Origin of the sequence: Streptomyces sp. NPDC101118, from assembly GCF_044759445.1 — a bacterium.
GTDB lineage: Bacteria > Actinomycetota > Actinomycetes > Streptomycetales > Streptomycetaceae > Streptomyces.
The window spans coordinates 261,360-283,601 of the sequence record NZ_JBIVZG010000003.1; the positions used below are offsets into that span (position 1 = coordinate 261,360).

18 protein-coding genes are annotated in these 22,242 nt (G+C 70.3%); 11 read left to right on the forward strand and 7 right to left on the reverse strand.

Annotated features, from left to right (window positions below):
- Positions 1 to 175 precede the first annotated feature (175 nt).
- Positions 176 to 3,322 (forward strand): efflux RND transporter permease subunit, encoded by a 3,147-nt coding sequence (locus ACIQUQ_RS07125; protein ID WP_403972225.1) that lies wholly within the window; start codon positions 176 to 178, stop codon positions 3,320 to 3,322.
- A 74-nt stretch (positions 3,323 to 3,396) separates the two neighbouring features.
- On the opposite strand, the gene ACIQUQ_RS07130 is transcribed toward ACIQUQ_RS07125, so the two are convergent.
- The 3 genes from ACIQUQ_RS07130 to nadA form a co-directional block, all read right to left on the reverse strand.
- Positions 3,397 to 5,730 carry a TCP-1/cpn60 chaperonin family protein gene (locus ACIQUQ_RS07130; RefSeq protein WP_403972227.1) on the reverse strand — a complete coding sequence of 778 codons (2,334 nt, stop codon included), beginning with the start codon at positions 5,728 to 5,730 and terminating at the stop codon, positions 3,397 to 3,399.
- Positions 5,717 to 6,142, reverse strand: coding sequence for a hypothetical protein (locus ACIQUQ_RS07135; protein ID WP_403972229.1), 426 nt, complete (start codon positions 6,140 to 6,142; stop codon positions 5,717 to 5,719). Before ACIQUQ_RS07135 ends, ACIQUQ_RS07130 begins: the two co-directional genes overlap by 14 nt.
- 106 nt (positions 6,143 to 6,248) lie before the next feature.
- Entirely contained in the window at positions 6,249 to 7,436 is a 1,188-nt protein-coding gene (nadA, locus tag ACIQUQ_RS07140; RefSeq protein WP_403972231.1) for a quinolinate synthase NadA, read from the reverse strand.
- Between the two features lie 303 nt (positions 7,437 to 7,739).
- On the opposite strand from nadA, the gene ACIQUQ_RS07145 reads away from it, so the two are divergent.
- Entirely contained in the window at positions 7,740 to 8,096 is a 357-nt protein-coding gene (locus tag ACIQUQ_RS07145; protein ID WP_403972233.1) for a HesB/IscA family protein, read from the forward strand.
- Positions 8,097 to 8,180: 84 nt separating this feature from the next.
- On the opposite strand, the gene ACIQUQ_RS07150 is transcribed toward ACIQUQ_RS07145, so the two are convergent.
- On the reverse strand, positions 8,181 to 9,611 hold the full coding sequence (locus ACIQUQ_RS07150) for a hypothetical protein (protein ID WP_403972235.1): 1,431 nt from the start codon (positions 9,609 to 9,611) through the stop codon (positions 8,181 to 8,183).
- A gap of 76 nt (positions 9,612 to 9,687) precedes the next feature.
- Positions 9,688 to 9,897 carry a hypothetical protein gene (locus ACIQUQ_RS07155; protein ID WP_403972237.1) on the reverse strand — a complete coding sequence of 70 codons (210 nt, stop codon included), beginning with the start codon at positions 9,895 to 9,897 and terminating at the stop codon, positions 9,688 to 9,690.
- A gap of 158 nt (positions 9,898 to 10,055) precedes the next feature.
- On the opposite strand from ACIQUQ_RS07155, the gene ACIQUQ_RS07160 reads away from it, so the two are divergent.
- Positions 10,056 to 11,033, forward strand: a complete 978-nt coding sequence (locus tag ACIQUQ_RS07160; protein ID WP_403972239.1) for a carbohydrate kinase family protein — start codon at positions 10,056 to 10,058, stop codon at positions 11,031 to 11,033.
- A gap of 120 nt (positions 11,034 to 11,153) precedes the next feature.
- On the opposite strand, the gene ACIQUQ_RS07165 is transcribed toward ACIQUQ_RS07160, so the two are convergent.
- Complete coding sequence (locus tag ACIQUQ_RS07165; RefSeq protein ID WP_403972241.1) at positions 11,154 to 12,536, reverse strand: cysteine desulfurase/sulfurtransferase TusA family protein; 1,383 nt, start codon at positions 12,534 to 12,536, stop codon at positions 11,154 to 11,156.
- A gap of 283 nt (positions 12,537 to 12,819) precedes the next feature.
- Between ACIQUQ_RS07165 and coxB the strand changes: the two genes are divergently transcribed.
- From coxB to ACIQUQ_RS07185, 4 genes are all read left to right on the forward strand, one after another.
- Entirely contained in the window at positions 12,820 to 13,791 is a 972-nt protein-coding gene (gene coxB / locus ACIQUQ_RS07170) for a cytochrome c oxidase subunit II (protein WP_403972244.1), read from the forward strand.
- Complete coding sequence (gene ctaD, locus ACIQUQ_RS07175; RefSeq protein WP_403972246.1) at positions 13,788 to 15,518, forward strand: cytochrome c oxidase subunit I; 1,731 nt, start codon at positions 13,788 to 13,790, stop codon at positions 15,516 to 15,518. Before coxB ends, ctaD begins: the two co-directional genes overlap by 4 nt.
- Entirely contained in the window at positions 15,515 to 15,913 is a 399-nt protein-coding gene (locus ACIQUQ_RS07180) for a cytochrome c oxidase subunit 4 (protein ID WP_399939632.1), read from the forward strand. The genes ctaD and ACIQUQ_RS07180 overlap by 4 nt, the downstream gene beginning before the upstream one ends.
- Before the next feature lie 147 nt (positions 15,914 to 16,060).
- Positions 16,061 to 17,308, forward strand: coding sequence for an Ig-like domain-containing protein (locus tag ACIQUQ_RS07185; RefSeq protein ID WP_403972248.1), 1,248 nt, complete (start codon positions 16,061 to 16,063; stop codon positions 17,306 to 17,308).
- 100 nt (positions 17,309 to 17,408) lie between these two features.
- Here ACIQUQ_RS07185 and ACIQUQ_RS07190 read toward each other — a convergent pair whose 3' ends face one another.
- A complete protein-coding gene (locus ACIQUQ_RS07190; RefSeq protein ID WP_403972250.1) occupies positions 17,409 to 17,810 on the reverse strand; it encodes a hypothetical protein in 402 nt (133 codons plus the stop codon).
- 173 nt (positions 17,811 to 17,983) lie between these two features.
- Between ACIQUQ_RS07190 and ACIQUQ_RS07195 the strand changes: the two genes are divergently transcribed.
- From ACIQUQ_RS07195 to ACIQUQ_RS07210, 4 genes are all read left to right on the forward strand, one after another.
- The gene (locus tag ACIQUQ_RS07195; RefSeq protein WP_399939640.1) at positions 17,984 to 18,604 is read left to right on the forward strand and encodes a heme-copper oxidase subunit III; all 621 of its coding nucleotides are present in this window, start codon (positions 17,984 to 17,986) and stop codon (positions 18,602 to 18,604) included.
- Positions 18,605 to 18,669: 65 nt separating this feature from the next.
- The gene (locus ACIQUQ_RS07200) at positions 18,670 to 19,479 is read left to right on the forward strand and encodes a c-type cytochrome (RefSeq protein WP_403972252.1); all 810 of its coding nucleotides are present in this window, start codon (positions 18,670 to 18,672) and stop codon (positions 19,477 to 19,479) included.
- Complete coding sequence (locus tag ACIQUQ_RS07205; protein ID WP_403972254.1) at positions 19,476 to 20,528, forward strand: Rieske 2Fe-2S domain-containing protein; 1,053 nt, start codon at positions 19,476 to 19,478, stop codon at positions 20,526 to 20,528. Before ACIQUQ_RS07200 ends, ACIQUQ_RS07205 begins: the two co-directional genes overlap by 4 nt.
- Positions 20,525 to 22,147, forward strand: coding sequence for a cytochrome bc complex cytochrome b subunit (locus tag ACIQUQ_RS07210; RefSeq protein ID WP_403972256.1), 1,623 nt, complete (start codon positions 20,525 to 20,527; stop codon positions 22,145 to 22,147). Before ACIQUQ_RS07205 ends, ACIQUQ_RS07210 begins: the two co-directional genes overlap by 4 nt.
- Positions 22,148 to 22,242 lie beyond the last annotated feature (95 nt).

Here is a 22,242-nt window from a genome sequence, read left to right on the forward strand (position 1 = left end):
ACGGCGCCCCACGGGTGGGGAGTACACCCCTGTACTCCAACCGCGGTATGCGGGAGATAAGGAAAGGGACCTGGGGGCGAGGATCCGGCCCCGGTGGATGGCCGAAGGTGGAGGCTGGGCGGCTCCGTACGCCCGACGCCCTGCCTGATCCGCCACGGAAGAGAGACCTCCACCCATGTCCTGGCTGTCCCGCTTCAGCCTCGCGCAACGGGCCCTGATCGGACTCGTCTCGATCGTCGCGCTCGTCTTCGGCGCCATCGCCATCCCGCAGCTCAAGCAGCAACTGCTGCCCTCCATAGAACTGCCCATGGTCTCGGTGCTCGCCCCCTACCAGGGCGCGTCCCCCGACGTGGTGGAGAAGCAGGTCGTCGAGCCCCTCGAAAGCACCATCAAGGCCGTCGACGGCATCACCGGCGTCACCTCCACCGCCAGCGAGGGCAACGCCCTCATCATGGCGACCTTCGACTACGGCGACAGCGGCACCAAGCAGCTCGTCGCCGACGTCCAGCAGGCGGTCAACCGGGCCCGCGCCCGGCTGCCCCAGGAGGTCGACCCGCAGGTCGTCGCCGGCTCCACCGACGACATCCCGACCGTCGTGCTCGCCGTCACCTCCGGCAAGGACCAGCAGGCCCTTGCCGACCAGCTGGAGCGCACCGTCGTCCCCGTCCTCCAGGACGTCGAGGGCGTCGGCCAGGTCAGCGTCGACGGCGTCCAGGACCTCCAGGTCACCGTCTCCCCGGATCCGGCGAAGCTCGCCGCCAGGGGACTCGACGCGGGCGCGCTCGCCCAGGCCCTCCAGGCCGGCGGCGCGACCTTCCCGGCCGGCTCCTTCGACGAGCAGGGCCAGAACCGCACCGTCCGCGTCGGCACCGGCTACACCTCGCTGAAGCAGGTGGAGGACCTGCGCCTGTCGGCCGGTGCCGGCAAGCCGGTCACCCGCCTCGGGGACGTCGCCACGGTGAAGCAGGAGCCGTCCGCGGCCGTCTCCATCACCCGCACCAACGGCAAGCCCAGCCTCGCCGTCGTCGTCACCATGGACAAGGACGGCAGCGCCGTCGCCATCTCCGACGCCGTCAAGGACAAGCTGCCCGGCCTGCGCGCCGACCTCGGCTCCGGCGCCGAGCTGACCGTCGTCAGCGACCAGGGCCCGGCCGTCTCGAAGTCCATCTCCAGCCTCACCACCGAGGGCATGCTCGGGCTGGTCTTCGCGGTGATCGTGATCCTGGTCTTCCTGGCCTCGCTCCGCTCGACCCTGGTCACCGCGGTCTCCATCCCGCTCTCGGTCGTCCTCGCGCTGATCGTGCTGTGGACCCGGGACCTGTCGCTCAACATGCTGACCCTGGGCGCCCTCACCATCGCCATCGGCCGCGTCGTCGACGACTCGATCGTGGTCCTGGAGAACATCAAGCGCCACCTCGGCTACGGCGAGGAGCGCGAGAGCGCCATCATCACCGCCGTGAAGGAGGTCGCCGGCGCGGTCACCTCCTCCACGCTGACCACCGTCGCGGTCTTCCTGCCCATCGGTCTGGTCGGCGGCATGGTCGGCGAGCTGTTCGGCTCGTTCTCCCTCACCGTCACCGCCGCGCTGCTGGCCTCGCTGCTGGTCTCGCTGACGGTCGTACCGGTCCTCTCCTACTGGTTCCTGCGCGCCCCGAAGGGCACCGACCCGGCCGACGCCGCGAGCGCCGCGGCCGCCCGGGCCGCCGCGGAGGAGAAGGAGGCCCGCAGCCTCCTGCAGCGCTCGTACGTGCCCGTGCTGCGGTTCGCGACCCGGCGCCGCATCACCTCCGTGGTCATCGCCCTCGTGGTGCTCTTCGGCACCTTCGGCATGGCGCCGCTGCTGAAGACCAACTTCTTCGACCAGGGCGAGCAGGAGGTGATGTCGGTCAAGCAGGAGCTGCCGCCCGGCACCTCCCTCGCCGCCTCCGACGAGGCCGCGCGCAAGGTCGAGAAGGCCCTCGACTCCGTCAAGGGCGTCAAGGACTACCAGGTCACCGTCGGCTCCTCCGGCTTCCTCGCGGCCTTCGGCGGCGGTACGGGCTCCAACCAGGCCCAGTACCAGATCACCCTGGAGGACGGCGCGACGTTCGAGGACACCCGCGACCGCCTCCAGGCGGAGCTGGACGGGCTCGACGGCATCGGCGAGACGAACATCGCCGCCGGCGACGGCTTCGGCAACCAGAACCTCAAGGTCGTGGTGAAGGCCGGCGACGCCGCCGTCCTCAAGCAGGCCACCGAGCAGGTGCGCAAGGCCGTCGCCGGCCTGAAGAACGTCAGCGACGTCCAGAGCGACCTCTCGCAGTCCGTGCCCCGCATCTCCGTCAGCGCCACCCCGAAGGCCGCCGAACTCGGCCTGAACCAGGCCGCCCTGGGCCAGCTCGTCGCCCAGTCCGTGCGCGGCAACCCGGTCGGCAAGGCCGTCCTGGACGACACCGAGCGCGACATCGTGGTCCGTTCGGCCCGCCCGGCCACCACCCTGGCCGAGCTCAGGGCGCTGCCCGTCGGCCCGCTGAAGCTCGGCGACGTCGCCACCGTCGAACTGGTCCCCGGACCGGTCTCGATGACCCGCATCGACGGCGCCCGCGCCGCCACCATCACCGCCCGCCCGGACGGCGACAACACCGGCGCGGTCAGCGCCGCCCTCCAGACCGAGCTGAAGAAGCTGGACCTGCCCGAGGGCGCCACCGCCGCCATCGGCGGCGTTTCCGAGGACCAGGACGACGCCTTCGCCTCCCTCGGCCTGGCGATGCTCGCGGCCATCGCGATCGTCTTCATGCTGCTGGTCGCGACCTTCCGGTCGCTCGTCCAGCCGCTGATCCTGCTGGTCTCCATCCCGTTCGCCGCCACCGGCGCGATCGGCCTGCTGATCGCCACCGGCACCCCGATGGGCGTCCCGGCGATGATCGGCATGCTGATGCTCATCGGCATCGTGGTCACCAACGCGATCGTGCTGATCGACCTGATCAACCAGTACCGGGCCCAGGGCCTGGGCGTGGTCGAGGCCGTGGTCGAGGGCGGCCGGCACCGCCTGCGCCCGATCCTGATGACGGCCCTGGCGACGATCTTCGCGCTGCTCCCGATGGCGCTCGGCGTCACCGGCGAGGGCGGCTTCATCTCGCAGCCGCTCGCCGTGGTCGTCATCGGCGGCCTGGTCACGTCGACGCTGCTGACCCTGCTGCTCGTGCCGACGCTTTACGCGATGGTCGAGCTCCGCAAGGAGCGCCGCCGGGACAAGCGCGCGGCGAAGCGCGCCAAGAAGGCCGGCACGGTCCCGGCCCCGGCCGCCGCGGCGGACGACGCGCCGGAGTCGGTCACGGTCTGACCCCGTGGCCCGTACGAAGCCCCCGCCCCCTCACCGAGAGGGGGCGGGGGCTTCGCCGTACGCGCGGGGGCCGGTCAGACCAGCTCCAGGAACTCCCGGGCGGCGTCCCGCACGGCCAGCAGCAGGCTGCGCTGCACCGCCACCGGGTCCAGGATCCGGCCCCGGCCGGTGAAGGAGCCGGTGCGGGCGTCGTACGTGCTGCGGGGCCAGGACTCGCAGCACTCGCGCACCACCTGGTCCGGGTCGCCCCCGCTGTTCGCGGCGATCACCCGTACCGGCTCGGTCAGCGCCTTCCCCAGCGCCCTGGCCACCACCCGTTCGTCCGCGCCCCTGGGTACCGGCAGCCTGCGCTCGCCGAGCACGGCGAACGCGTTGGCGGCGCCGGCCACCAGGCCCTCGTGCGCCGCGAGGCGGCTGATCCGCATCGCCTTGTGCGTCCGGAGCAGGGTGGACCTCCGGCCCACCGCGGCCTCCTCGGAGACGCGGACCAGCGCCACCCGGTGGGTCAGCTTCGCGACGCGCTCCCGGAGCCAGGCCTGGCGCACCGGGTCCGTCTCGAACGGCATGTCCCCGTGGAGCCGGTCGAGGAGCGTGCCGACCTCCTCGCGCCCGGGTGTTCCGGAGAAGACCGTGACCGCGCCGTCCGACCGCACCCACTCGGCGCGGCCGAATGCCCGCCTGCCGCCTTCGCGGAGTGCCGCCTGGGAGTCGAAGACCCGGCCGCCGGTCACGGTGGCGAGGTCGTGGAGCTGCTCCCGGAGCTGCGGCCCCCGGTGGTGCGTGGCCACCGCCAGCGCGCTCGCCGGGGGCAGGGCCCCGGCCACCTGCGGACCGATCTCGGGGGCGACGACGAGCAGGGGAGCGGCGGGGCCGAGCAGGGGCGGCAGGGCCTCGGGGGAGTGGAGGGGCACCGAGACCAGGGCGATGCGCGGGTCGGGGAGGGCGCGGGGCGCCTGCCGGGGGTGCACCGTCCCGTCGGCGGTCAGGTAGCCGCCGTCCAGCAGGTAGCCCTTGGGGAGTTCCAGGTGCACCCCGGGGGCGTGGCCCGGGTGGACCGTCATGACCCCCTCCACGCCGACCGCCTGCACCGCCTCGGTCACCAGGTCCGCGATCCGCTCGTCCGCCACGGCGGTGCGCAACGCGTTGGCGACGGTCTCGCGGTCGTTCGCCCCGTCGGGCCGGGCCTGGCGCATCACCATCCCGTCCAGCTTCACCTCGGCCGTCGCGAAGACCGCGTCCAGCGCCCGGGCCAGCCGGACCGGGTGGGCGCCGTCCGCGAGTTCGGCGAGGAGGGCCCGTACGAAGGAGGCGAAGACCAGCACGGCGCCGGCGGTGCCGTCGCCGACCTCCCGCTCCATCCGGGCAACCAGCGAGGTCACCAGTGCGTGGCCCAGGGCCGGGTAGCCGCCGGGTGGTGCCAGCCGTGCCACCACCTCGGCGGTGACCTGGCTGCGGAACGCGGGCCCGTCCTCGCCGGGCAGGACGAAGGGCCGCCCGTTGGGGCCGTAGGTGCGGTGCAGCGCCAGCGCCGTCCGCTCGATCCCGGCGTACAGCTCCGCGCCGACCGTGCCGCCCGGGGGGCGCGGCGACGTGGAGACGGGCCGGGTGGTGCCGTTGGCGCGCCGGGCGATCTTGAGGGTGCCCTTGCCGCCGAGCACCCAGTGCAGCGGGGTCTGGGGGGCCTCGGCCTCCAGCATCTCGTCCAGGACGTGGTGGTAGAGGTCCTCGGCGGAGACCTCGCCGTCGCCGTCCTGGTCGGCCCTGCCGGAGGCCAGGCCCTCGACCACGGCCCGGGTGAAGACCGACAGCTGCCCGCGGCCGGTCTGGGTGGCCTCCTCGGCGTCCGCCCCCGCGTCCTCCTCCCAGGCCTGCTGGAGTTCGTCCGTGGCGGTGATCACCACGATGCCGGTGCCGTCGGACTCCCTCGGGACGAGGGGGCCGTCCGGCACCCGGAACTGCTCCTGCAGGTGCACGGTGGTGTCGCCCTTGGCGCCGGGGCGGAAGGCCCCGCTGTAGCAGCAGTCGAGCAGCACGAGGATCCTGCGGGCGCGGCAGGCGTTCAGCAGGCTGCTGAGGACCGTCGCCGGCAACGAGCTGGTCGTCAGCCGGTTCTTCTTCGTGTTGCTGGCCGCGAAGTAGAGCTCCAGCTTCGAGTTCTTGATGCCGTGGCAGGACAGGTACAGCAGCAGCTGGTCGTCCGGCTTCCGGTCGGCGAAGAAGTCCTCGACGGCGCTGCCGATCACGTGGGCAGGCTGGTCCAGGACCGTCTGGACCTCGTAGTTCCCGATCGACGGATCGGCCAGCACCCCGGCGAGCGCGTCGGCGTCCCGGCCGGGGGCGGTGAGCGGCTTGAGGAGGGCGTCCTCGTACGTCGACGTCGCGATGACCAGTGCGTTACGCACCGCCATCGATCGCCTCCCGGCCCGGCTCGGGGAGCCGCTCCGCGGCCGGCGCCGCGGACTGGGCGATGAAGTGGTCCAGCAGCTGCTGGCGCTGGGCCTTGGTCAGCCCGGAGGCGGCGTACTCGTTCCCGCCGATCTTGACCCACACCCGGCGGGAGGCCGCCCACTGCACCCAGCCCTCGAACGCCGTCAGGAGGGCGGGGAACAGGGTGGGGCCGACCGTGACGGCCAGCTCGGTGAGCGAGGCCAGGCCCTCCGACTTGGAGCCGGGGGCGGCCTCGGCGGCCCTGGGCGCCACGTCGTCCACGCCCAGCTCCTCCAGCAGGGTCTGGACCTCCGCGCGGGCCTCCTCCTGCCCGCGTGCGTCGGCGTCCTCGCCCGCATCGACCAGGACCTCGATGGACTGCGTCGTCGTCATCGGTGAACTCCCCTCGTATGGGGGGAGGTTATGCGAAAGGGGCACCCCTGGGGGTGCCCCTTTCACCAACGGGTGCGGCCGGTCACGTCACGGCCGCGCGCGGCCGCTACGGCAGCGCCAGCATCCGCTCCAGCGCCAGCTTGGCGAAGCTCTCGGTCTCCTTGTCGACCTGGATCTGGTTGACGAGGTTGCCCTCGGCCAGGGACTCCAGGGTCCACACCAGGTGGGGGAGGTCGATGCGGTTCATCGTCGAGCAGAAGCAGACCGTGCGGTCGAGGAAGATGACTTCCTTGTCCTCGGCGGCGAATCGATTCGCCAGCCGCTTGACCAGGTTCAGCTCGGTGCCGATGGCCCACTTGGAGCCGGCCGGGGCCGCCTCCAGAGCCTTGATGATGTACTCGGTCGAGCCGACGTAGTCGGCCGCGGCGACGACCTCGTGCTTGCACTCGGGGTGCACCAGGACGTTGACGCCCGGGATGCGCTCGCGCACGTCGTTGACCGAGTCCACGCTGAACCGGCCGTGCACCGAGCAGTGCCCGCGCCACAGGATCATCTTCGCGCCGCGCAGCTCCTCGGCGGTCAGGCCGCCGTTGGGCTTGTGCGGGTTGTAGACCACGCAGTCCTCCAGCGACATGCCCATGTCGCGGACGGCCGTGTTGCGGCCCAGGTGCTGGTCCGGCAGGAAGAGCACCTTCTCGCCCTGCTCGAAGGCCCACTCCAGGGCCTTCTTCGCGTTCGAGGACGTGCAGATGGTGCCGCCGTGCTTGCCGGTGAAGGCCTTGATGTCGGCGGAGGAGTTCATGTACGAGACGGGTACGACCTGCTCGGCGACGCCGGCCTCGGTCAGCACGTCCCAGCACTCGGCGACCTGCTCGGCGGTGGCCATGTCCGCCATCGAGCAGCCCGCGGCGAGGTCGGGGAGGACCACCTTCTGGGCGTCGCCCGTCAGGATGTCCGCGGACTCGGCCATGAAGTGCACGCCGCAGAAGACGATGTACTCGGCCTCCGGCCTGGCCGCGGCGTCGCGGGCCAGCTTGAAGGAGTCGCCGGTCACGTCGGCGAACTCGATGACCTCGTCGCGCTGGTAGTGGTGGCCGAGGATGAAGACCTTGTCCCCGAGCTTCTCCTTGGCCGCGCGGGCCCGCTCCACCAGGTCCGGGTCGGACGGCGACGGCAGGTCACCGGGGCACTCCACGCCGCGCTCGCTCTTCGGATCGGCCTCGCGGCCGAGCAGGAGCAGGGCGAGAGGTGTGGGCTGGACGTCGAGGTCCTGCCGGGGCTGGGCGGTGGTCACGAGACACGCACCCTTTCTGTTCTGCGGATGCGTTGCGCTTCCGCTGAGCTCACTTCTCGTCTACTTGACGTTATCTATCATAACCGCTTCACGTCAGTTTGACGATGGATGATTGTGTCGATGTGACGAATTCGCCCGGCCGGTCAGGCGGCTCCACGGGCGCTCGAGTGTGTGCGAGCATGAATATCTGAAACAAGCGTCAGGCCCGGAATGAATCCGCGGCCGCGTCGGTTCCTACCGACGGCAAGAGTCCGACGTTTCCCTGCCCCGGCGGGGAGCCGCCCACTTCGGGAGTGAATGCAGATGTCCGTTCAGGACGACAAGACCACTGTGAGCGACGGCATCCTCCTGTCCGACGCCGCCGCAGCCAAGGTCAAGGGCCTGCTGGAGCAGGAAGGCCGCGACGACCTGGCGCTGCGCGTCGCCGTCCAGCCCGGTGGCTGCTCGGGCCTGCGCTACCAGCTCTTCTTCGACGAGCGCTCCCTCGACGGTGACGTCGTCAAGGACTTCGACGGCGTCAAGGTCGTCACCGACCGCATGAGCGCCCCGTACCTGGGCGGCGCCTCGATCGACTTCGTCGACACCATCGAGAAGCAGGGCTTCACGATCGACAACCCGAACGCCACGGGCTCCTGCGCCTGCGGCGACTCCTTCAGCTAAGCCTGGAGAGAGCCCCCAGCACGCGCCGAGGGCGGCGGTACCGGCACCGGTACCGCCGCCCTCGGCGTTTCTCGGGAACGCCCGCTACCTGCTGCGCGGCAGCTCCTTGCCCGTGGTGGCGTCCACCACCTTGCGGCCGCCCAGCGGCTGCTCCAGCGTCACCGTCAGCGACATCTCCTGGGCGATCAGGATGCACGCCCGGCCCGGCTCACGGGGCGTGTCGGTGATCTTGACCGTCACCGTCCCGGGGTGCTCCCGCACCTCCGCCGCGTACGTGCTGCACACCCCGCCCCAGAAGTGCACCGTCAGCTTCCGGCCGTCCTCCTGGTACGAGAACCCCGGCACCGTTCCCACCGGACCCGGCCGCACCTCGTCCTCACCCTCCAGCGCGACCTGCGCCACCGTGTGCCCCGGCCCGCCGTCCCGGCCGGCCACCTCGAACAGCCAGGCCGGCACCAGCTGCCGCGGCCCGGGGCCGGAGCGCGGGGTCAGCCCCAGCACGGCCCGCTCGACCGTCTCGCGGCGCGGCTGCTTCGGCAGCGCGGTGCCCGGCTCGCACGGATCGGGCACCGACGGGACCGCCCCGTCCGTCCCGGAGCCCGCGCCCGGCTCCGCGCCGGTGTCCGGCACCGGGGTCGCACAGCCGGCGACCTCCGCACCGGACCGCGCCGCGTTCAGCCGGTCCAGCGCCTGCTGCGCACCCACCACCGGCTGCTCGACGTTGCGCACCGGCGCCTTCAGGTTCCCGTCGGCCTTGGCCACCGCGCCGTCCGGGCCGACCAGCACCGTGGTCCGCCAGCCGGAGGTGGGCAGCCCGCCGATCACCGGATCGGCGTTCACCACCCGCAGCGGGCCCTGGACCTGCCGCGCGTCGAGCTTCGCGCCGTCCTGGCCGGCGGCCTTCAGCACCGGCACCGCCGCAGCCCTGGCCGCCGCCTCGCCGACCGGCGACCGCCCGTCGCCCTCCGGGGGCGTCACGGGGCCGCAGGTGTCTTTCCCCTTCTGGCAGTCGTCCCCGCCCCCGGACCGGTACGCCGTGTAGGTCCACGTCCCGGGCGCCTGCCGGGTCACGGTGAGCCGCGGGCCGTCGGGGTCGCGCACCACCCCGGCCTGCCACTGCTCGCCCGACAGCCGGGGCTCGCCCGGGATGCCGAGGGCCGCCGCGAGCCGGGCCACCTCCTGCTTGGTCACCTCGCCGGTGACGTCGTACGCCGGAGCCCTGCCCGGACCCCCGGGCAGCTTTCCCTCCGCCACGTACACCACGCCGCCGCCCGACGGGTCGGGCTCGCCCGGCGCGATGCCCGGCGGGGGAGTGCTCCCGTCCGCCGCGCCCTGCCGCGCGGCCGTGGCCGTGTCGCCGAGCGCGGCCCGCGGGTCACCGCCCGCCGACGCCGCCGCCCACCAGGCGCCACCGCCCGCCAGCAGCACCGTGGCCGCCGCCGCGACCACGACCGGCCCCGGCCGACGGCGTACCCGGCCGGTGTGCTCGCCCGCCCGCTCGTCTTCGCTGCTCACCGCATCGCTCCTTCGCCCGTCCACGGGACCGTGGTGCGTATGGGACGAAAGACTGGAGCAAGCGGTTCCCCGGAGGTCAGTCCCCGTACTGCGCAGTGCCCGCGATCAGCCGGACGGAGGAGCTCGGCACGCGCACGCCGTGGATCTGCGAGGGGGCCACGCGGACGGGGCGGGGCTCCGCCGGCACCGTCCAGTGCGGCGCCATCCGCGCACAGTCGCCGAGCAGCTCGGCCAGACCCGGCTCGGCCCCTTCCCGGGCGGAGTCGTTCACGCTGTACTGCCTCATGCGCTGCTCCCGATTCTGTGAGGGGTACCGGCACCGTACGCACGATGATCTACGCGAAGAAAGCCCTACTATCGGGTAGTTTTGACCGGTCTCCATGGGGGGTCAAGACCGGGTAGCGTTGACTGTCACCCTTCGCCCCCTGCAGGAGCATCCACGCCGTGCGTATCGCAGTCACCGGCTCCATCGCCACCGACCACCTCATGACCTTCCCCGGCCGCTTCGCCGACCAGCTGGTCGCGGACCAGCTGCACACGGTCTCCCTCTCCTTCCTCGTCGACAACCTCGACGTGCGGCGGGGTGGCGTGGGCCCGAACATCTGCTTCGGCATGGGCCAGCTCGGCGCCAACCCGATCCTGGTCGGCGCGGCCGGCTCCGACTTCGACGAGTACCGCGCCTGGCTCGACCGGCACGGCGTCGACACCCGCTTCGTGCGGATCTCCGAGGTCCTGCACACCGCCCGCTTCGTGTGCACCACGGACGCCGACCACAACCAGATCGGCTCCTTCTACACCGGCGCCATGAGCGAGGCCCGCCTCATCGAGCTCAAGTCCGTGGCCGACCGGGTCGGCGGCCTGGACCTGGTCCTGATCGGAGCCGACGACCCCGAGGCGATGCTGCGCCACACCGAGGAGTGCCGTACCCGCGGCATCCCCTTCGCGGCGGACTTCTCGCAGCAGATCGCCCGCATGGACGGCGACAACATCCGCACCCTCATGGAGGGCGCGACCTACCTCTTCTCCAACGAGTACGAGAAGGGCCTCATCGAGTCGAAGTCCGGCTGGACCGACGAGGAGATCCTGGCCAAGGTCGGCACCCGCGTCACCACCCTCGGCTCGCGCGGCGTGCGCATCGACCGCGTCGGCCACGAGCCGATCACCGTGCCGTGCCCGCCGGAGGAGCGCAAGGTCGAGCCCACGGGCGTCGGCGACGCCTTCCGCGCCGGCTTCCTGACCGGCCTCTCCTGGGGCGTCAGCCTGGAGCGCGCCGCCCAGCTCGGCTGCATGCTGGCCACCCTGGTCATCGAGACCTTGGGCACCCAGGAGTACACCCTGGCCCGCGCCCACTTCATGGAGCGCTTCACCAAGGCCTACGGCGACGAGGCCGCCGCCGAGATCAAGGCGCACCTGAACGTCTGACGTTCTCCGGGGCTCCGCCCCGACCCCCCCACGCCCCGAACGCCGGAGGACCGAGCCCCGCCGGCGTTCGGGGAGCGGGGCCCGGGGCGGAGCCCCGGAGCGCGGAACCGGACCACCGGACTACACCAGCCGGCGGACGCGGTACGCGGTGCCGGCGGCCGCCGGCGACTCGCCCAGGTACTCCTGGCCCCGCATCGCGCACCACGCCGGAATGTCCAGCCGCGCCACCTCGTCGTCGGACAGCACGGTCACCGTCCCCCCGACCGGCACCCGCCCGATCGCCTTCCCGAGCTCGATCACCGGCTGCGGGCAGCGCAGCCCCAGCGTGTCCAGCTCCAGCGACTCGACGTCCGGCGTCACGTCCGTCGCCGCCGGTACGACGCCCAGCTGCTCCCGCACCCCGGCCACCGCCCCCGGCAGCACCTCCAGGAAACGGTTCACCTCCTCCGCGGTCGTGCCCATCGGCAGCGACACCCGGACGTTCCCCTCGGACAGCACGCCCATCGCCTTCAGCACGTGGCTGGGCGTCAGGGTCGAACTCGTACAGGACGAACCGGACGAGACGGAGAACCCGGCCCGGTCCAGCTCGTGCAGCAGCGTCTCCCCGTCGACGTACAGACAGGAGAACGTGACCACGTGCGGCAGCCGCCGGTCCGCCGCGCCCACCACCTCGACGTCCGGCACCAGCCGGGCCACCCGGCGCCGGATCCGGTCCACCAGCACCCGCAGCCGCCGCGCCTCCTCCTCGGCCTCGGCCCGCACCGCCCGCAGGGAGGCCGCGGCCGCCACGACCGCCGGGATGTTCTCGAACCCCGCGGACCGGCCCGACTCCCGCCCGTCCGCCGGGCCTTGGGGCGCGAACCGCACCCCCTTGCGCACCGCCAGCAGCCCGACGCCCGCCGGACCGCCCCACTTGTGCGCGCTGCCGGCCAGCAGCGACCAGTCGCCCGGCACCGCTCCCCAGGCCAGTGACTGGGCCGCGTCCACCAGCAGCGGCACACCCGCCTCCCGGCACATCTGTGCGACCTCGGCGACCGGCTGCTCGGTGCCCACCTCGTGGTTGGCGGACTGGAGACAGGCCAGCGCGGTGTCCGGCCGCAGGGCCGCGGCGTACTCCACGGGGGAGACGGCGCCCGACCGGTCCACGGGCACCTCGGTGGTGGTGCCGCCCCGTGCCCCGTGTGCCGCCGCCGAATGAAGGACAGAACTGTGTTCGACCGCTGATACGACCAGGTGACCGCCGACCCGGCGACGGCCCGCGAGCGCCCCTTCGATGCCGAGGTGAACCGCGCGCGTCCCCGAAGGAGTGAACACCAGCTCGTCGGGACGGCACCCGACGGCCTCCGCCGCCGTCTCCCGTGCCGCGTCCAGCAGCAGCCTGGCCCGCCGCCCCTCACGGTAGAGCCGGGCGGGGTCGGCCCAGCCCTCGTCGATCGCGGCCAGCAGCGCCTGCCGGGCGACGGGGTGGAGCGGTGCGGAGGAAGCGGAGTCGAAGTACGGCACCCGCCCACGCTAGCCGCGGGCTGCGCCGATCGAGGTCAGGGGGCGTCAGATAGCGCCCGAACCCCGCCGATCGGGGGCAGTTGGACCGTCCCCCGGAAGGCGGAGCCACCCCTTCGGGGGCTGTAGCGGCGCGTTGGGCACCCTCCCCGCGCGACCCCAAATAGCGTCCAGTAGGGTTTGGTCCGCATAAACATCCAAACCCCTGCCCGCGTCAGGGCCGGCGACCGACCCGCGAGACGGCCGCAGCCGGTCGCGCGGGCCGAGACTCTCGGGAAGGCGCTACGTGAGTCCCTACGGCTCCGACCGCTCGCCGCGGCGCCCGATGCGGCGGAAGCTGCTGCAGGCGCTGACTGCGGGTATGGTCCTGGCGACCGCCACTGGTTGCTCGTATACCTGGAAAGACTTCCCCCGCCTCGGAATGCCCACCCCGGTCACCGAGGAGGCGCCGCGCATCCTCTCCCTGTGGCAGGGATCGTGGGCGGCCGCCCTGGCCACCGGTGTTCTGGTCTGGGGCCTGATCCTGTGGAGCGTCATCTTCCACCGGCGCAGCCGCACCAAGGTGGAGGTCCCGCCGCAGACCCGGTACAACATGCCCATCGAGGCGCTGTACACCGTGGTCCCGCTCATCATCGTGTCCGTGCTGTTCTACTTCACCGCACGTGACGAGTCGAAGCTGCTCGCCCTCGACAAGCCGGCCCACACGATCAACGTGGTCGGCTACCAGTGGAGCTGGGGCTTCAACTACGTCGAGGACGTCGACGGCGACGCGGCCACCCCGTCCGCGGGCGAGGTTCCGAAGGAGCTCGCCTCGATCCCGGACAAGTACACCAAGGAATTCCCTGCGGGCGCCGAGGGCGTCTACACCAAGGGTGTCCCGAGTGACCGCAACCCGCAGAACGGCAACCCGGGTCCGACCCTCTGGCTCCCCAAGGGCGAGAAGGTCCGTTTCATCCTGTCGTCGAACGACGTCATCCACTCCTTCTGGGTGGTGCCGTTCCTCTTCAAGCAGGACGTCATCCCGGGCCACACCAATGTCTTCGAGGTGACCCCCTCCCAGGAGGGCACCTTCATGGGCAAGTGCGCCGAACTCTGCGGCGTCGACCACTCCCGGATGCTCTTCAACGTCAAGGTCGTCTCCCCGGAGCGCTACCAGGCGCACCTGAAGGAGCTGGCTGAGAAGGGTCAGACCGGCTACCTCCCGGCGGGCATCAAGCAGACCGACCCGGCCCGGAACTCGGAGACGAACAAACTGTGAGCATCCTCAACGAACCTCAGGGTGCCGCCGCAGCCGACTCGTATGAGAACGAGCTGCCGGTGCGGCGCAAGCAGCCGGGCAACGTCGTCGTCAAGTGGCTGACCACCACCGACCACAAGACGATCGGCACGCTCTACCTGGTCACCTCGTTCGTGTTCTTCATCATCGGCGGCATCATGGCCCTGGCCATGCGCGCCGAGCTTGCCCGTCCGGGCACGCAGATCATGTCGAACGAGCAGTTCAACCAGGCGTTCACGATGCACGGCACGATCATGCTGCTGATGTTCGCGACGCCGCTGTTCGCCGGATTCGCGAACTGGATCATGCCGCTCCAGATCGGTGCGCCCGACGTGGCGTTCCCGCGGCTGAACATGTTCGCGTACTGGCTGTACCTCTTCGGCTCGACCATCGCGGTCGCCGGCTTCGTCACCCCGCAGGGTGCCGCCGACTTCGGCTGGTTCGCCTACTCCCCGCTGTCGGACGCGGTCCGCTCGCCGGGCATCGGCGCCGACATGTGGATCATGGGTCTGGCCTTCTCCGGCTTCGGCACGATCCTCGGCTCGGTCAACTTCATCACCACGATCATCTGCATGCGCGCGCCCGGCATGACGATGTTCCGCATGCCGATCTTCACCTGGAACGTGCTGCTGACCGGTGTCCTGGTCCTGCTCGCCTTCCCGGTCCTCGCGGCCGCGCTCTTCGCGCTGGAGGCCGACCGCAAGTTCGGCGCCCACGTGTTCGACGCGTCGAACGGTGGAGCACTGCTGTGGCAACACCTCTTCTGGTTCTTCGGACACCCAGAGGTGTACATCATCGCGCTGCCGTTCTTCGGCATCATCTCCGAGGTCATCCCGGTCTTCTCCCGCAAGCCGATGTTCGGTTACATCGGCCTGATCGGCGCGACGATCGCGATCGCCGGCCTCTCCGTGACCGTGTGGGCGCACCACATGTACGTCACCGGCGGTGTGCTGCTGCCGTTCTTCTCCTTCATGACCTTCCTGATCGCGGTCCCGACCGGTGTGAAGTTCTTCAACTGGATCGGCACCATGTGGAAGGGCTCGCTGTCCTTCGAGACCCCGATGCTCTGGGCCGTCGGCTTCCTGATCACCTTCACCTTCGGTGGTCTGACCGGCGTCATCCTGGCCTCGCCCCCGATGGACTTCCACGTCTCCGACTCGTACTTCGTCGTCGCGCACTTCCACTACGTCATCTTCGGCACCGTGGTCTTCGCGATGTTCTCCGGCTTCCACTTCTGGTGGCCGAAGTTCACGGGCAAGATGCTGGACGAGCGCCTGGGCAAGATCACCTTCTGGACGCTGTTCGTGGGCTTCCACGGCACGTTCCTGGTGCAGCACTGGCTGGGTGCCGAGGGCATGCCGCGTCGCTACGCGGACTACCTCGCCGCCGACGGCTTCACCGCCCTGAACACCGTCTCCACGATCAGCTCGTTCCTGCTCGGCCTGTCGATGCTTCCCTTCATGTACAACGTGTGGAAGACCGCCAAGTACGGCAAGAAGATCGAGGTCGACGACCCGTGGGGCTACGGCCGCTCGCTCGAGTGGGCGACGTCCTGCCCGCCGCCGCGGCACAACTTCCTCACGCTGCCGCGCATCCGCTCGGAATCGCCGGCGTTCGACCTGCACCACCCTGAGATCGCGGCCCTCGACCACCTCGAGGACCACGGCTCGACCAAGGCCGTCGCTGGTGGCAAGGAGGCCGGCAAGTGAAGATCCAGGGCAAGATGTTCCTCTGGCTCTCCGCCTTCATCCTGATCATGGCCGTCGTGTACGGCGTGTGGTCGAAGGAGCCGGCGGGCACCACCGCGCTGTTCCTGGCCTTCGGCCTGTCCGTGATGATCGGCTACTACCTGGCCTTCACGGCCAAGCGTGTCGACGCCATGGCGCAGGACAACAAGGAGGCGGACGTCGCGGACGAGGCCGGCGAGCTCGGCTTCTTCTCCCCGCACAGCTGGCAGCCGCTCTCCCTGGCCATCGGTGGCGCGCTCGCGTTCTGCGGCGTCATCTTCGGCTGGTGGCTGCTGTACTTCTCCACCCCGATCATCCTGGTCGGCCTGTGGGGATGGGTCTACGAGTACTACCGCGGTGAGAACGCGAACCAGTAGCACTCGCGGCTGAACCGACGACGGAGGCCCGGGCACCCCTCAAGGGGGCGCCCGGGCCTTCGCGTTGCGTGCGGACGGGTGGCAGCCGATCCCTCGTTTGCAGGCACCCGGCGCGCCGTGGTTGCCATCTGTTCATAGCGTTATGGCATGAGTCACACACCGCGTCTTTGGACGGTACTCAGCTGCTCCCTGCTGGTCGCGTCCCTCGGGGCCGGGGCCACCGCGTGCGGGACCGGGGACCACCCGCTCTCCGCCTCCCCGTACGACGCGGCCGACCAGGTCGCCTTCAACCAGAAGGCCGGCAGCCGGCCGATCGACCCCGACCGCCCCCTGGAGGTCACCCTCAAGGGCGAGGACGGCCGCATCACCGACGTCACCGTCACCGACACCCACGGCCGCCGCCTGGCGGGCGAACTCTCCGCGGACGGCGACCGCTGGCACAGCACCGCGGCGCTCGCCGCCGGCGTCCGCTACGCCCTCACCGTCAGCACGGAGGACGAGGACGGCGCCCCCGGACGCCGCACCCTGAGCTTCGAGACCACCCCGGCCAAGAAGCTCCTCAAGGCCGAGTTCGGCCCGGACGCGGGCACCTACGGCGTCGGCCAGCCCATCACGGCCGAACTCAGCGAACCGGTCAAGGACAAGGCCGCCCGCGCCGTCGTCGAACGCGCCCTGGTCGTGGAGTCCAGCCCCCGCGTCGACGGCTCCTGGTACTGGGTGGACGACAAGAAGCTGCACTTCCGCCCCAAGGAGTACTGGCCCGCCAACTCCACCGTCTCCGTACGGAGCAACCTGGAGGGGGTCCGGGTCGGCGACCACCTGTACGGCGCCGCCGCCACGCCCCTGAAGCTCACCATCGGCGACCGGGTCGAGGCCATCACCGACGCCTCCGCGCACCAGCTCACCTTCAAGCGCAACGGAGAAGTGATCAACACCATTCCGGTGACCACCGGAAAGCCCGGCTTCTCCACCCGCAACGGGGTCAAGGTCGTGCTGGGCAAGGAGTACTTCGTACGGATGCGCGGCACCAGCATCGGCATCGCCGAGGGCAGCTCGGAGTCGTACGACCTGCCCGTCTACTACGCCACCAGGGTCACCTGGAGCGGTGAATACGTGCACGCTGCACCCTGGTCGGTGGGCTCCCAGGGCTACGAGAACGTCAGCCACGGCTGCACCGGCATGAGCACCGGCAACGCCGCCTGGTTCTACGAGAACATCCGCGCCGGCGACATCGTGAAGGTCGTCAACAGCATCGGCAACGAGATGGACACCTTCGGCAACGGCTTCGGCGACTGGAACCTGGCCTGGGACAAGTGGCGCCAGGGCAGCGCCCTGCTCGCCGGCACCCCCGACCGGACCCCGGCGGACACGGCACGGCTGCGGCCCCAGGTGTAACCGCCGGGGCGGAAGGGGCGCGGTCCGCCCGAAGGGGCGTGCAGGCCCGCAGGAGGCGCCGTACGGCCCGTACGGCGCCTCCCGGGCGTCGAGCGGGCCGTCAGGCGGCGCGGGACAGCCGCTTGCGCAGCAGCGCCGCCAGCGTGTCCGGGAACTCGACCGGGTCCACCGGCAGGGTGACCGCGGCGTCGGCCCGGCTCCAGGTCGCCAGCCAGGCGTCCTGCGGGCGCCCGATCAGCAGCAGCACGGGCGGGCAGTTGAAGACCTCGTCCTTGATCTGCCGGCACACGCCCATGCCGCCCGCCGGCACCGCCTCGCCGTCCAGGACGCAGAGGTCGATCCCGCCGTCGTCCAGGGCCTTCAGCACCGCGGGCAGCGTCGCGCACTCAAGGAACTCCAGCGGCGGCACGTCCGACGCGGGCCGGCGCCCCGCCGCAAGCCGCACCTGCTCCCGGGTATTGGCGTCGTCGCTGTAGACCAGGACCCTCGCAGTCGCCCGCATCGTTCCTCCACGTGTCACATGAATCACGTTGATGATGCGCGGATGCTACTCCGTCCGACGCCCCCTCAACATCGGTTCGGACAGCCGTCTGATGGGCCGTTCGGGCAGTGCACACCCCCCGGACACTCCGAACGGCACCCCCCGGGGTGAGGGCGGGATAAGCGACCGACATAATGTCGGTCGTGGCGACAGCAACGACAGTAGATACCGGGCACGCGCACCCGACGGTCAATCGGCCGAACCTCGTCAGCGTCGGAACCATCATCTGGTTGAGTTCCGAGCTGATGTTCTTCGCGGCCCTTTTCGCGATGTACTTCACCCTGCGATCGGTGACGGGCACCGAGTACTGGTCGGAACAGGCAGAGGCCCTGAACCTTCCCTTCTCGGCGACGAACACCACGATCCTGGTGCTCTCCTCCCTCACCTGCCAGCTCGGCGTCTTCGCCGCCGAGCGCGGTGACGTGAAGAAGCTCCGCACCTGGTTCGTGATCACCTTCGTGATGGGTGCGATCTTCATTGGCGGCCAGGTGTTCGAGTACACCGAGCTGGTCAAGCACGAGGGCATGTCGCTCTCGTCCGGCCCCTACGGCTCGGTCTTCTACCTGACCACCGGCTTCCACGGTCTGCACGTGACGGGCGGTCTCATCGCCTTCCTGCTGGTCCTGGGCCGGACGTACGCGGCCAAGAGGTTCACCCACGAACAGGCCACTTCGGCCATCGTCGTGTCCTACTACTGGCACTTCGTCGATGTTGTCTGGATCGGCCTCTTCGCCACGATCTACCTGATCAAGTAATCGGGCCCGGCCCGACACTCATCCAGCAAGCACCGACGCAGAAGATCCTGACACCGGGGTAATCCGTGAAAAAGCTCTCCGCACGACGACGCCATCCGCTGGCGGCGGTCGTCGTTCTACTCCTCGCGCTGGCGGCCACTGGGGGGCTGTACGCCGCCTTCGCCCCCGCGGGCAAGGCGCAGGCCGATGAAACCGCCCAGTCCCTCGCCATCGAGGAGGGCCAGAAGCTCTACGCCGTCGGCTGTGCCACCTGTCACGGCCCGTCCGGTCAGGGTTCCTCCGACGGCCCCAGCCTGGTCGGCGTGGGCGCTGCCGCGGTCGACTTCCAGGTGAGCACGGGCCGCATGCCCGCCCAGCAGCCGGGCGCGCAGGTCCCGCGCAAGAAGAACATCTACACCCAGGCGCAGATCGACCAGCTCGCCGCGTACATCGCCTCCCTCGGTGCCGGCCCCGCCGTGCCGAGCGAGAAGCAGTACGACCCGGCCGGAGCCGACGTCGCCCGGGGTGGCGTGCTCTTCCGCAACAACTGCGCGCAGTGCCACAACTTCACCGGTGAGGGCGGTGCGCTGACCTACGGCAAGTACGCGCCGAACCTCGAGGGCGTGGAGCCGAAGCACATCTACGAGGCCATGCTCACCGGCCCGCAGAACATGCCCTCCTTCCCGGACAGCACCATGCCGGAGAAGGAGAAGAAGGACATCATCGCGTACCTGAAGACCGTCAACGGAGACGAGTCCGCGAGCCCCGGTGGCCTCAAGCTCGGCGGCCTCGGCCCCGTCAGCGAAGGCCTGTTCGGCTGGGTGTTCGGTCTGGGTGCGCTCATCGCTGTCGCCGTCTGGGTCGCGGCCCACACCGCTAAGGCCAAGAAGTCATGAGTAGCCAAGACATTCCCGAAGAGAACCTGCCGAGCGAGCAGGACGCGCACCACGGTGGTGTAGCGGTTGCGGACGACCCGTTCGCCGACCCGGGCCTGCCGGCCCACAAGCCGCGCATCCAGGACATCGACGAGCGCGCCGCGAGGCACTCCGAGCGCACCGTCGCCCTCCTGTTCACGGTGTCGATGCTGGCCACGATCGGCTTCATCGCCTCCTACGTGGCCATCCCCGTCGACAAGATCGTGTTCATCTGGCCGTTCGGCCACGTGAGCGGGCTCAACTTCGCGCTGGGTCTGACCCTGGGCACCGCCCTCTTCTGCATCGGCGCGGGCGCGGTCCACTGGGCCCGCACCCTGATGTCCGACGTGGAGATCGCCGACGACCGCCACGAGATCGCGGCGTCGCCGGAGGTCAAGGCCGCGGTCATGCAGGACTTCGCGGACGGCGTCAAGGACTCCGACCTGCCGCGCCGCAAGCTGATCCGCAACACGATGCTCGGCGCGCTGGCCATGGTCCCGCTGTCCGGCGTCGTGCTGCTGCGCGACCTCGGCCCGCTGCCGGAGAAGAAGCTCCGCACCACGTCGTGGGCCAAGGGCAAGCTGCTCATCAACCAGAACACGATGGAGCCGCTGCGTCCCGAGGACGTCGCCGTCGGTTCGCTGACCTTCGCCCAGCCCGAGGGCCTGGAGGAGGACCAGCACGACTACATGCAGGAGATCGCCAAGGCGGCCCTGATGATCGTCCGCATCCAGCCGGAGGACATCAAGGACAAGCAGGAGCTGGAGTGGTCCCACGACGGCATCGTGGCCTACTCCAAGATCTGCACCCACGTCGGCTGTCCGATCAGCCTGTACGAGCAGCAGACGCACCACGTGCTCTGCCCGTGCCACCAGTCCACTTTCGACCTCTCCGACGGCGCCCGCGTCATCTTCGGCCCGGCCGGTCACGCCCTTCCGCAGCTGCGGATCGGTGTGAATGACGAAGGCTTCCTCGAGGCGCTCGGCGACTTCGAAGAGCCCGTCGGTCCTGCATTCTGGGAGCGCGGATGAGCACTGCCACCGAGACGCGCAAAGCGCCCGCGGGCGAGCGCGTAGCCGACTGGGCCGACGGCCGTCTGGGCATCTACGCCCTGGCCAAGTCCAACATGCGCAAGATCTTCCCGGACCACTGGTCCTTCATGCTGGGTGAGATCTGCCTCTACAGCTTCATCATCATCATCCTCACGGGTGTGTACCTGACGCTGTTCTTCCACCCGAGCATGAACGAGGTCGTGTACCACGGCTCGTACGTGCCCATGCAGGGTGTGCGGATGTCCGAGGCCTTCGCCTCGACCCTGGACATCAGCTTCGACGTCCGCGGCGGTCTGCTCATCCGGCAGATCCACCACTGGGCGGCGCTGATCTTCGTCGCGGCGATGCTCGTGCACATGATGCGCGTCTTCTTCACGGGCGCCTTCCGCAAGCCGCGCGAGATCAACTGGGTCTTCGGCTTCCTGCTGCTGGTCCTCGGCATGTTCACCGGCTTCACCGGTTACTCCCTGCCGGACGACCTGCTCTCGGGCACCGGTGTCCGCTTCATGGAGGGCGCGATCCTGTCCGTGCCGATCGTCGGCACGTACCTGTCGTTCTTCCTCTTCGGCGGCGAGTTCCCCGGCCACGACTTCGTGGCCCGGTTCTACTCGATCCACATCCTGCTGCTCCCGGGCATCATGCTCGGCCTGCTGGTCGCCCACCTGATCCTCGTCGTGTACCACAAGCACACGCAGTTCGCGGGTCCGGGCCGTACCGAGAAGAACGTCGTCGGCCTGCCGCTGATGCCGGTCTACATGGCCAAGGCCGGAGGCTTCTTCTTCCTGGTCTTCGGTGTCATCGCGGCCGTCGCGGCGATCGCCTCGATCAACCCGATCTGGGCGCTCGGCCCGTACATCCCGGACCACGTGTCCACGGGTGCGCAGCCGGACTGGTACATGGGCTTCTCCGAGGGCCTCATCCGTGCCATGCCGGGCTGGGAGATCAACCTCTGGGGTCACACGCTCGTCCTGGGCGTCTTCATCCCGCTGGTGATCTTCCCGCTGGTCCTCGCGGCCATCGCGGTCTACCCGTTCATCGAGTCCTGGGTCACCGGCGACAAGCGCGAGCACCACATCCTGGACCGCCCGCGCAACGCCCCGACCCGCACCGGCTTCGGTGTGGCGTGGCTGACCTGGTACGTCATCCTGCTCATCGCGGGTGGCAACGACATGTTCGCGCAGTACTTCCACATGTCGATCAACTCGATCACCTGGTTCGCCCGGATCGGCTTCTTCGTCGGCCCGGTCATCGCCTTCGTCATCACCAAGCGCATCTGCCTCGGCCTCCAGCGCCGGGACAAGGACAAGGTGCTGCACGGTCGGGAGACCGGCATCATCAAGCGCCTGCCGCACGGTGAGTTCGTCGAGGTCCACGAGCCGCTCAACCAGGCCAAGCTGCACACGCTCACCGCGCACGAGCAGTACGCGCCGGCCGAGCTGGGCCCGACGGTCGACGAGAACGGCGTCGAGCGCAAGGTCAAGGGCAGCGAGAAGCTGCGCGTGAAGCTCAGCAAGGGCTACTACGGCGAGAACAACCAGATTCCGAAGCCCTCGGTGGAGGAGTACAAGGAGATCCAGAGCGGCCACGGCCACCACTGACCTCCGGATGATCTCAGGAGTGACGCGCCCCGCGCGTGACTCCTGAAGCAGTCGCCACGGCAAGAGCCCCGTCCGGGCACCGGACGGGGCTCTTC

Excerpts from the sequence above, each read along its gene's own strand:
- ACIQUQ_RS07185 (WP_403972248.1), top strand. The coding sequence starts at position 16,061 with ATGAGTCACACACCGCGTCTTTGGACGGTACTCAGCTGCTCCCTGCTG.
- ACIQUQ_RS07135 (WP_403972229.1), bottom strand. The coding sequence starts at position 6,142 with ATGACGACGACGCAGTCCATCGAGGTCCTGGTCGATGCGGGCGAGGAC.
- ACIQUQ_RS07195 (WP_399939640.1), top strand. The coding sequence starts at position 17,984 with ATGTCGGTCGTGGCGACAGCAACGACAGTAGATACCGGGCACGCGCAC.
- ACIQUQ_RS07190 (WP_403972250.1), bottom strand. The coding sequence starts at position 17,810 with ATGCGGGCGACTGCGAGGGTCCTGGTCTACAGCGACGACGCCAATACC.
- ACIQUQ_RS07155 (WP_403972237.1), bottom strand. The coding sequence starts at position 9,897 with ATGAGGCAGTACAGCGTGAACGACTCCGCCCGGGAAGGGGCCGAGCCG.
- ACIQUQ_RS07130 (WP_403972227.1), bottom strand. The coding sequence starts at position 5,730 with ATGGCGGTGCGTAACGCACTGGTCATCGCGACGTCGACGTACGAGGAC.
- ACIQUQ_RS07125 (WP_403972225.1), top strand. The coding sequence starts at position 176 with ATGTCCTGGCTGTCCCGCTTCAGCCTCGCGCAACGGGCCCTGATCGGA.
- ACIQUQ_RS07210 (WP_403972256.1), top strand. The coding sequence starts at position 20,525 with ATGAGCACTGCCACCGAGACGCGCAAAGCGCCCGCGGGCGAGCGCGTA.
- ACIQUQ_RS07145 (WP_403972233.1), top strand. The coding sequence starts at position 7,740 with ATGTCCGTTCAGGACGACAAGACCACTGTGAGCGACGGCATCCTCCTG.
- ACIQUQ_RS07205 (WP_403972254.1), top strand. The coding sequence starts at position 19,476 with ATGAGTAGCCAAGACATTCCCGAAGAGAACCTGCCGAGCGAGCAGGAC.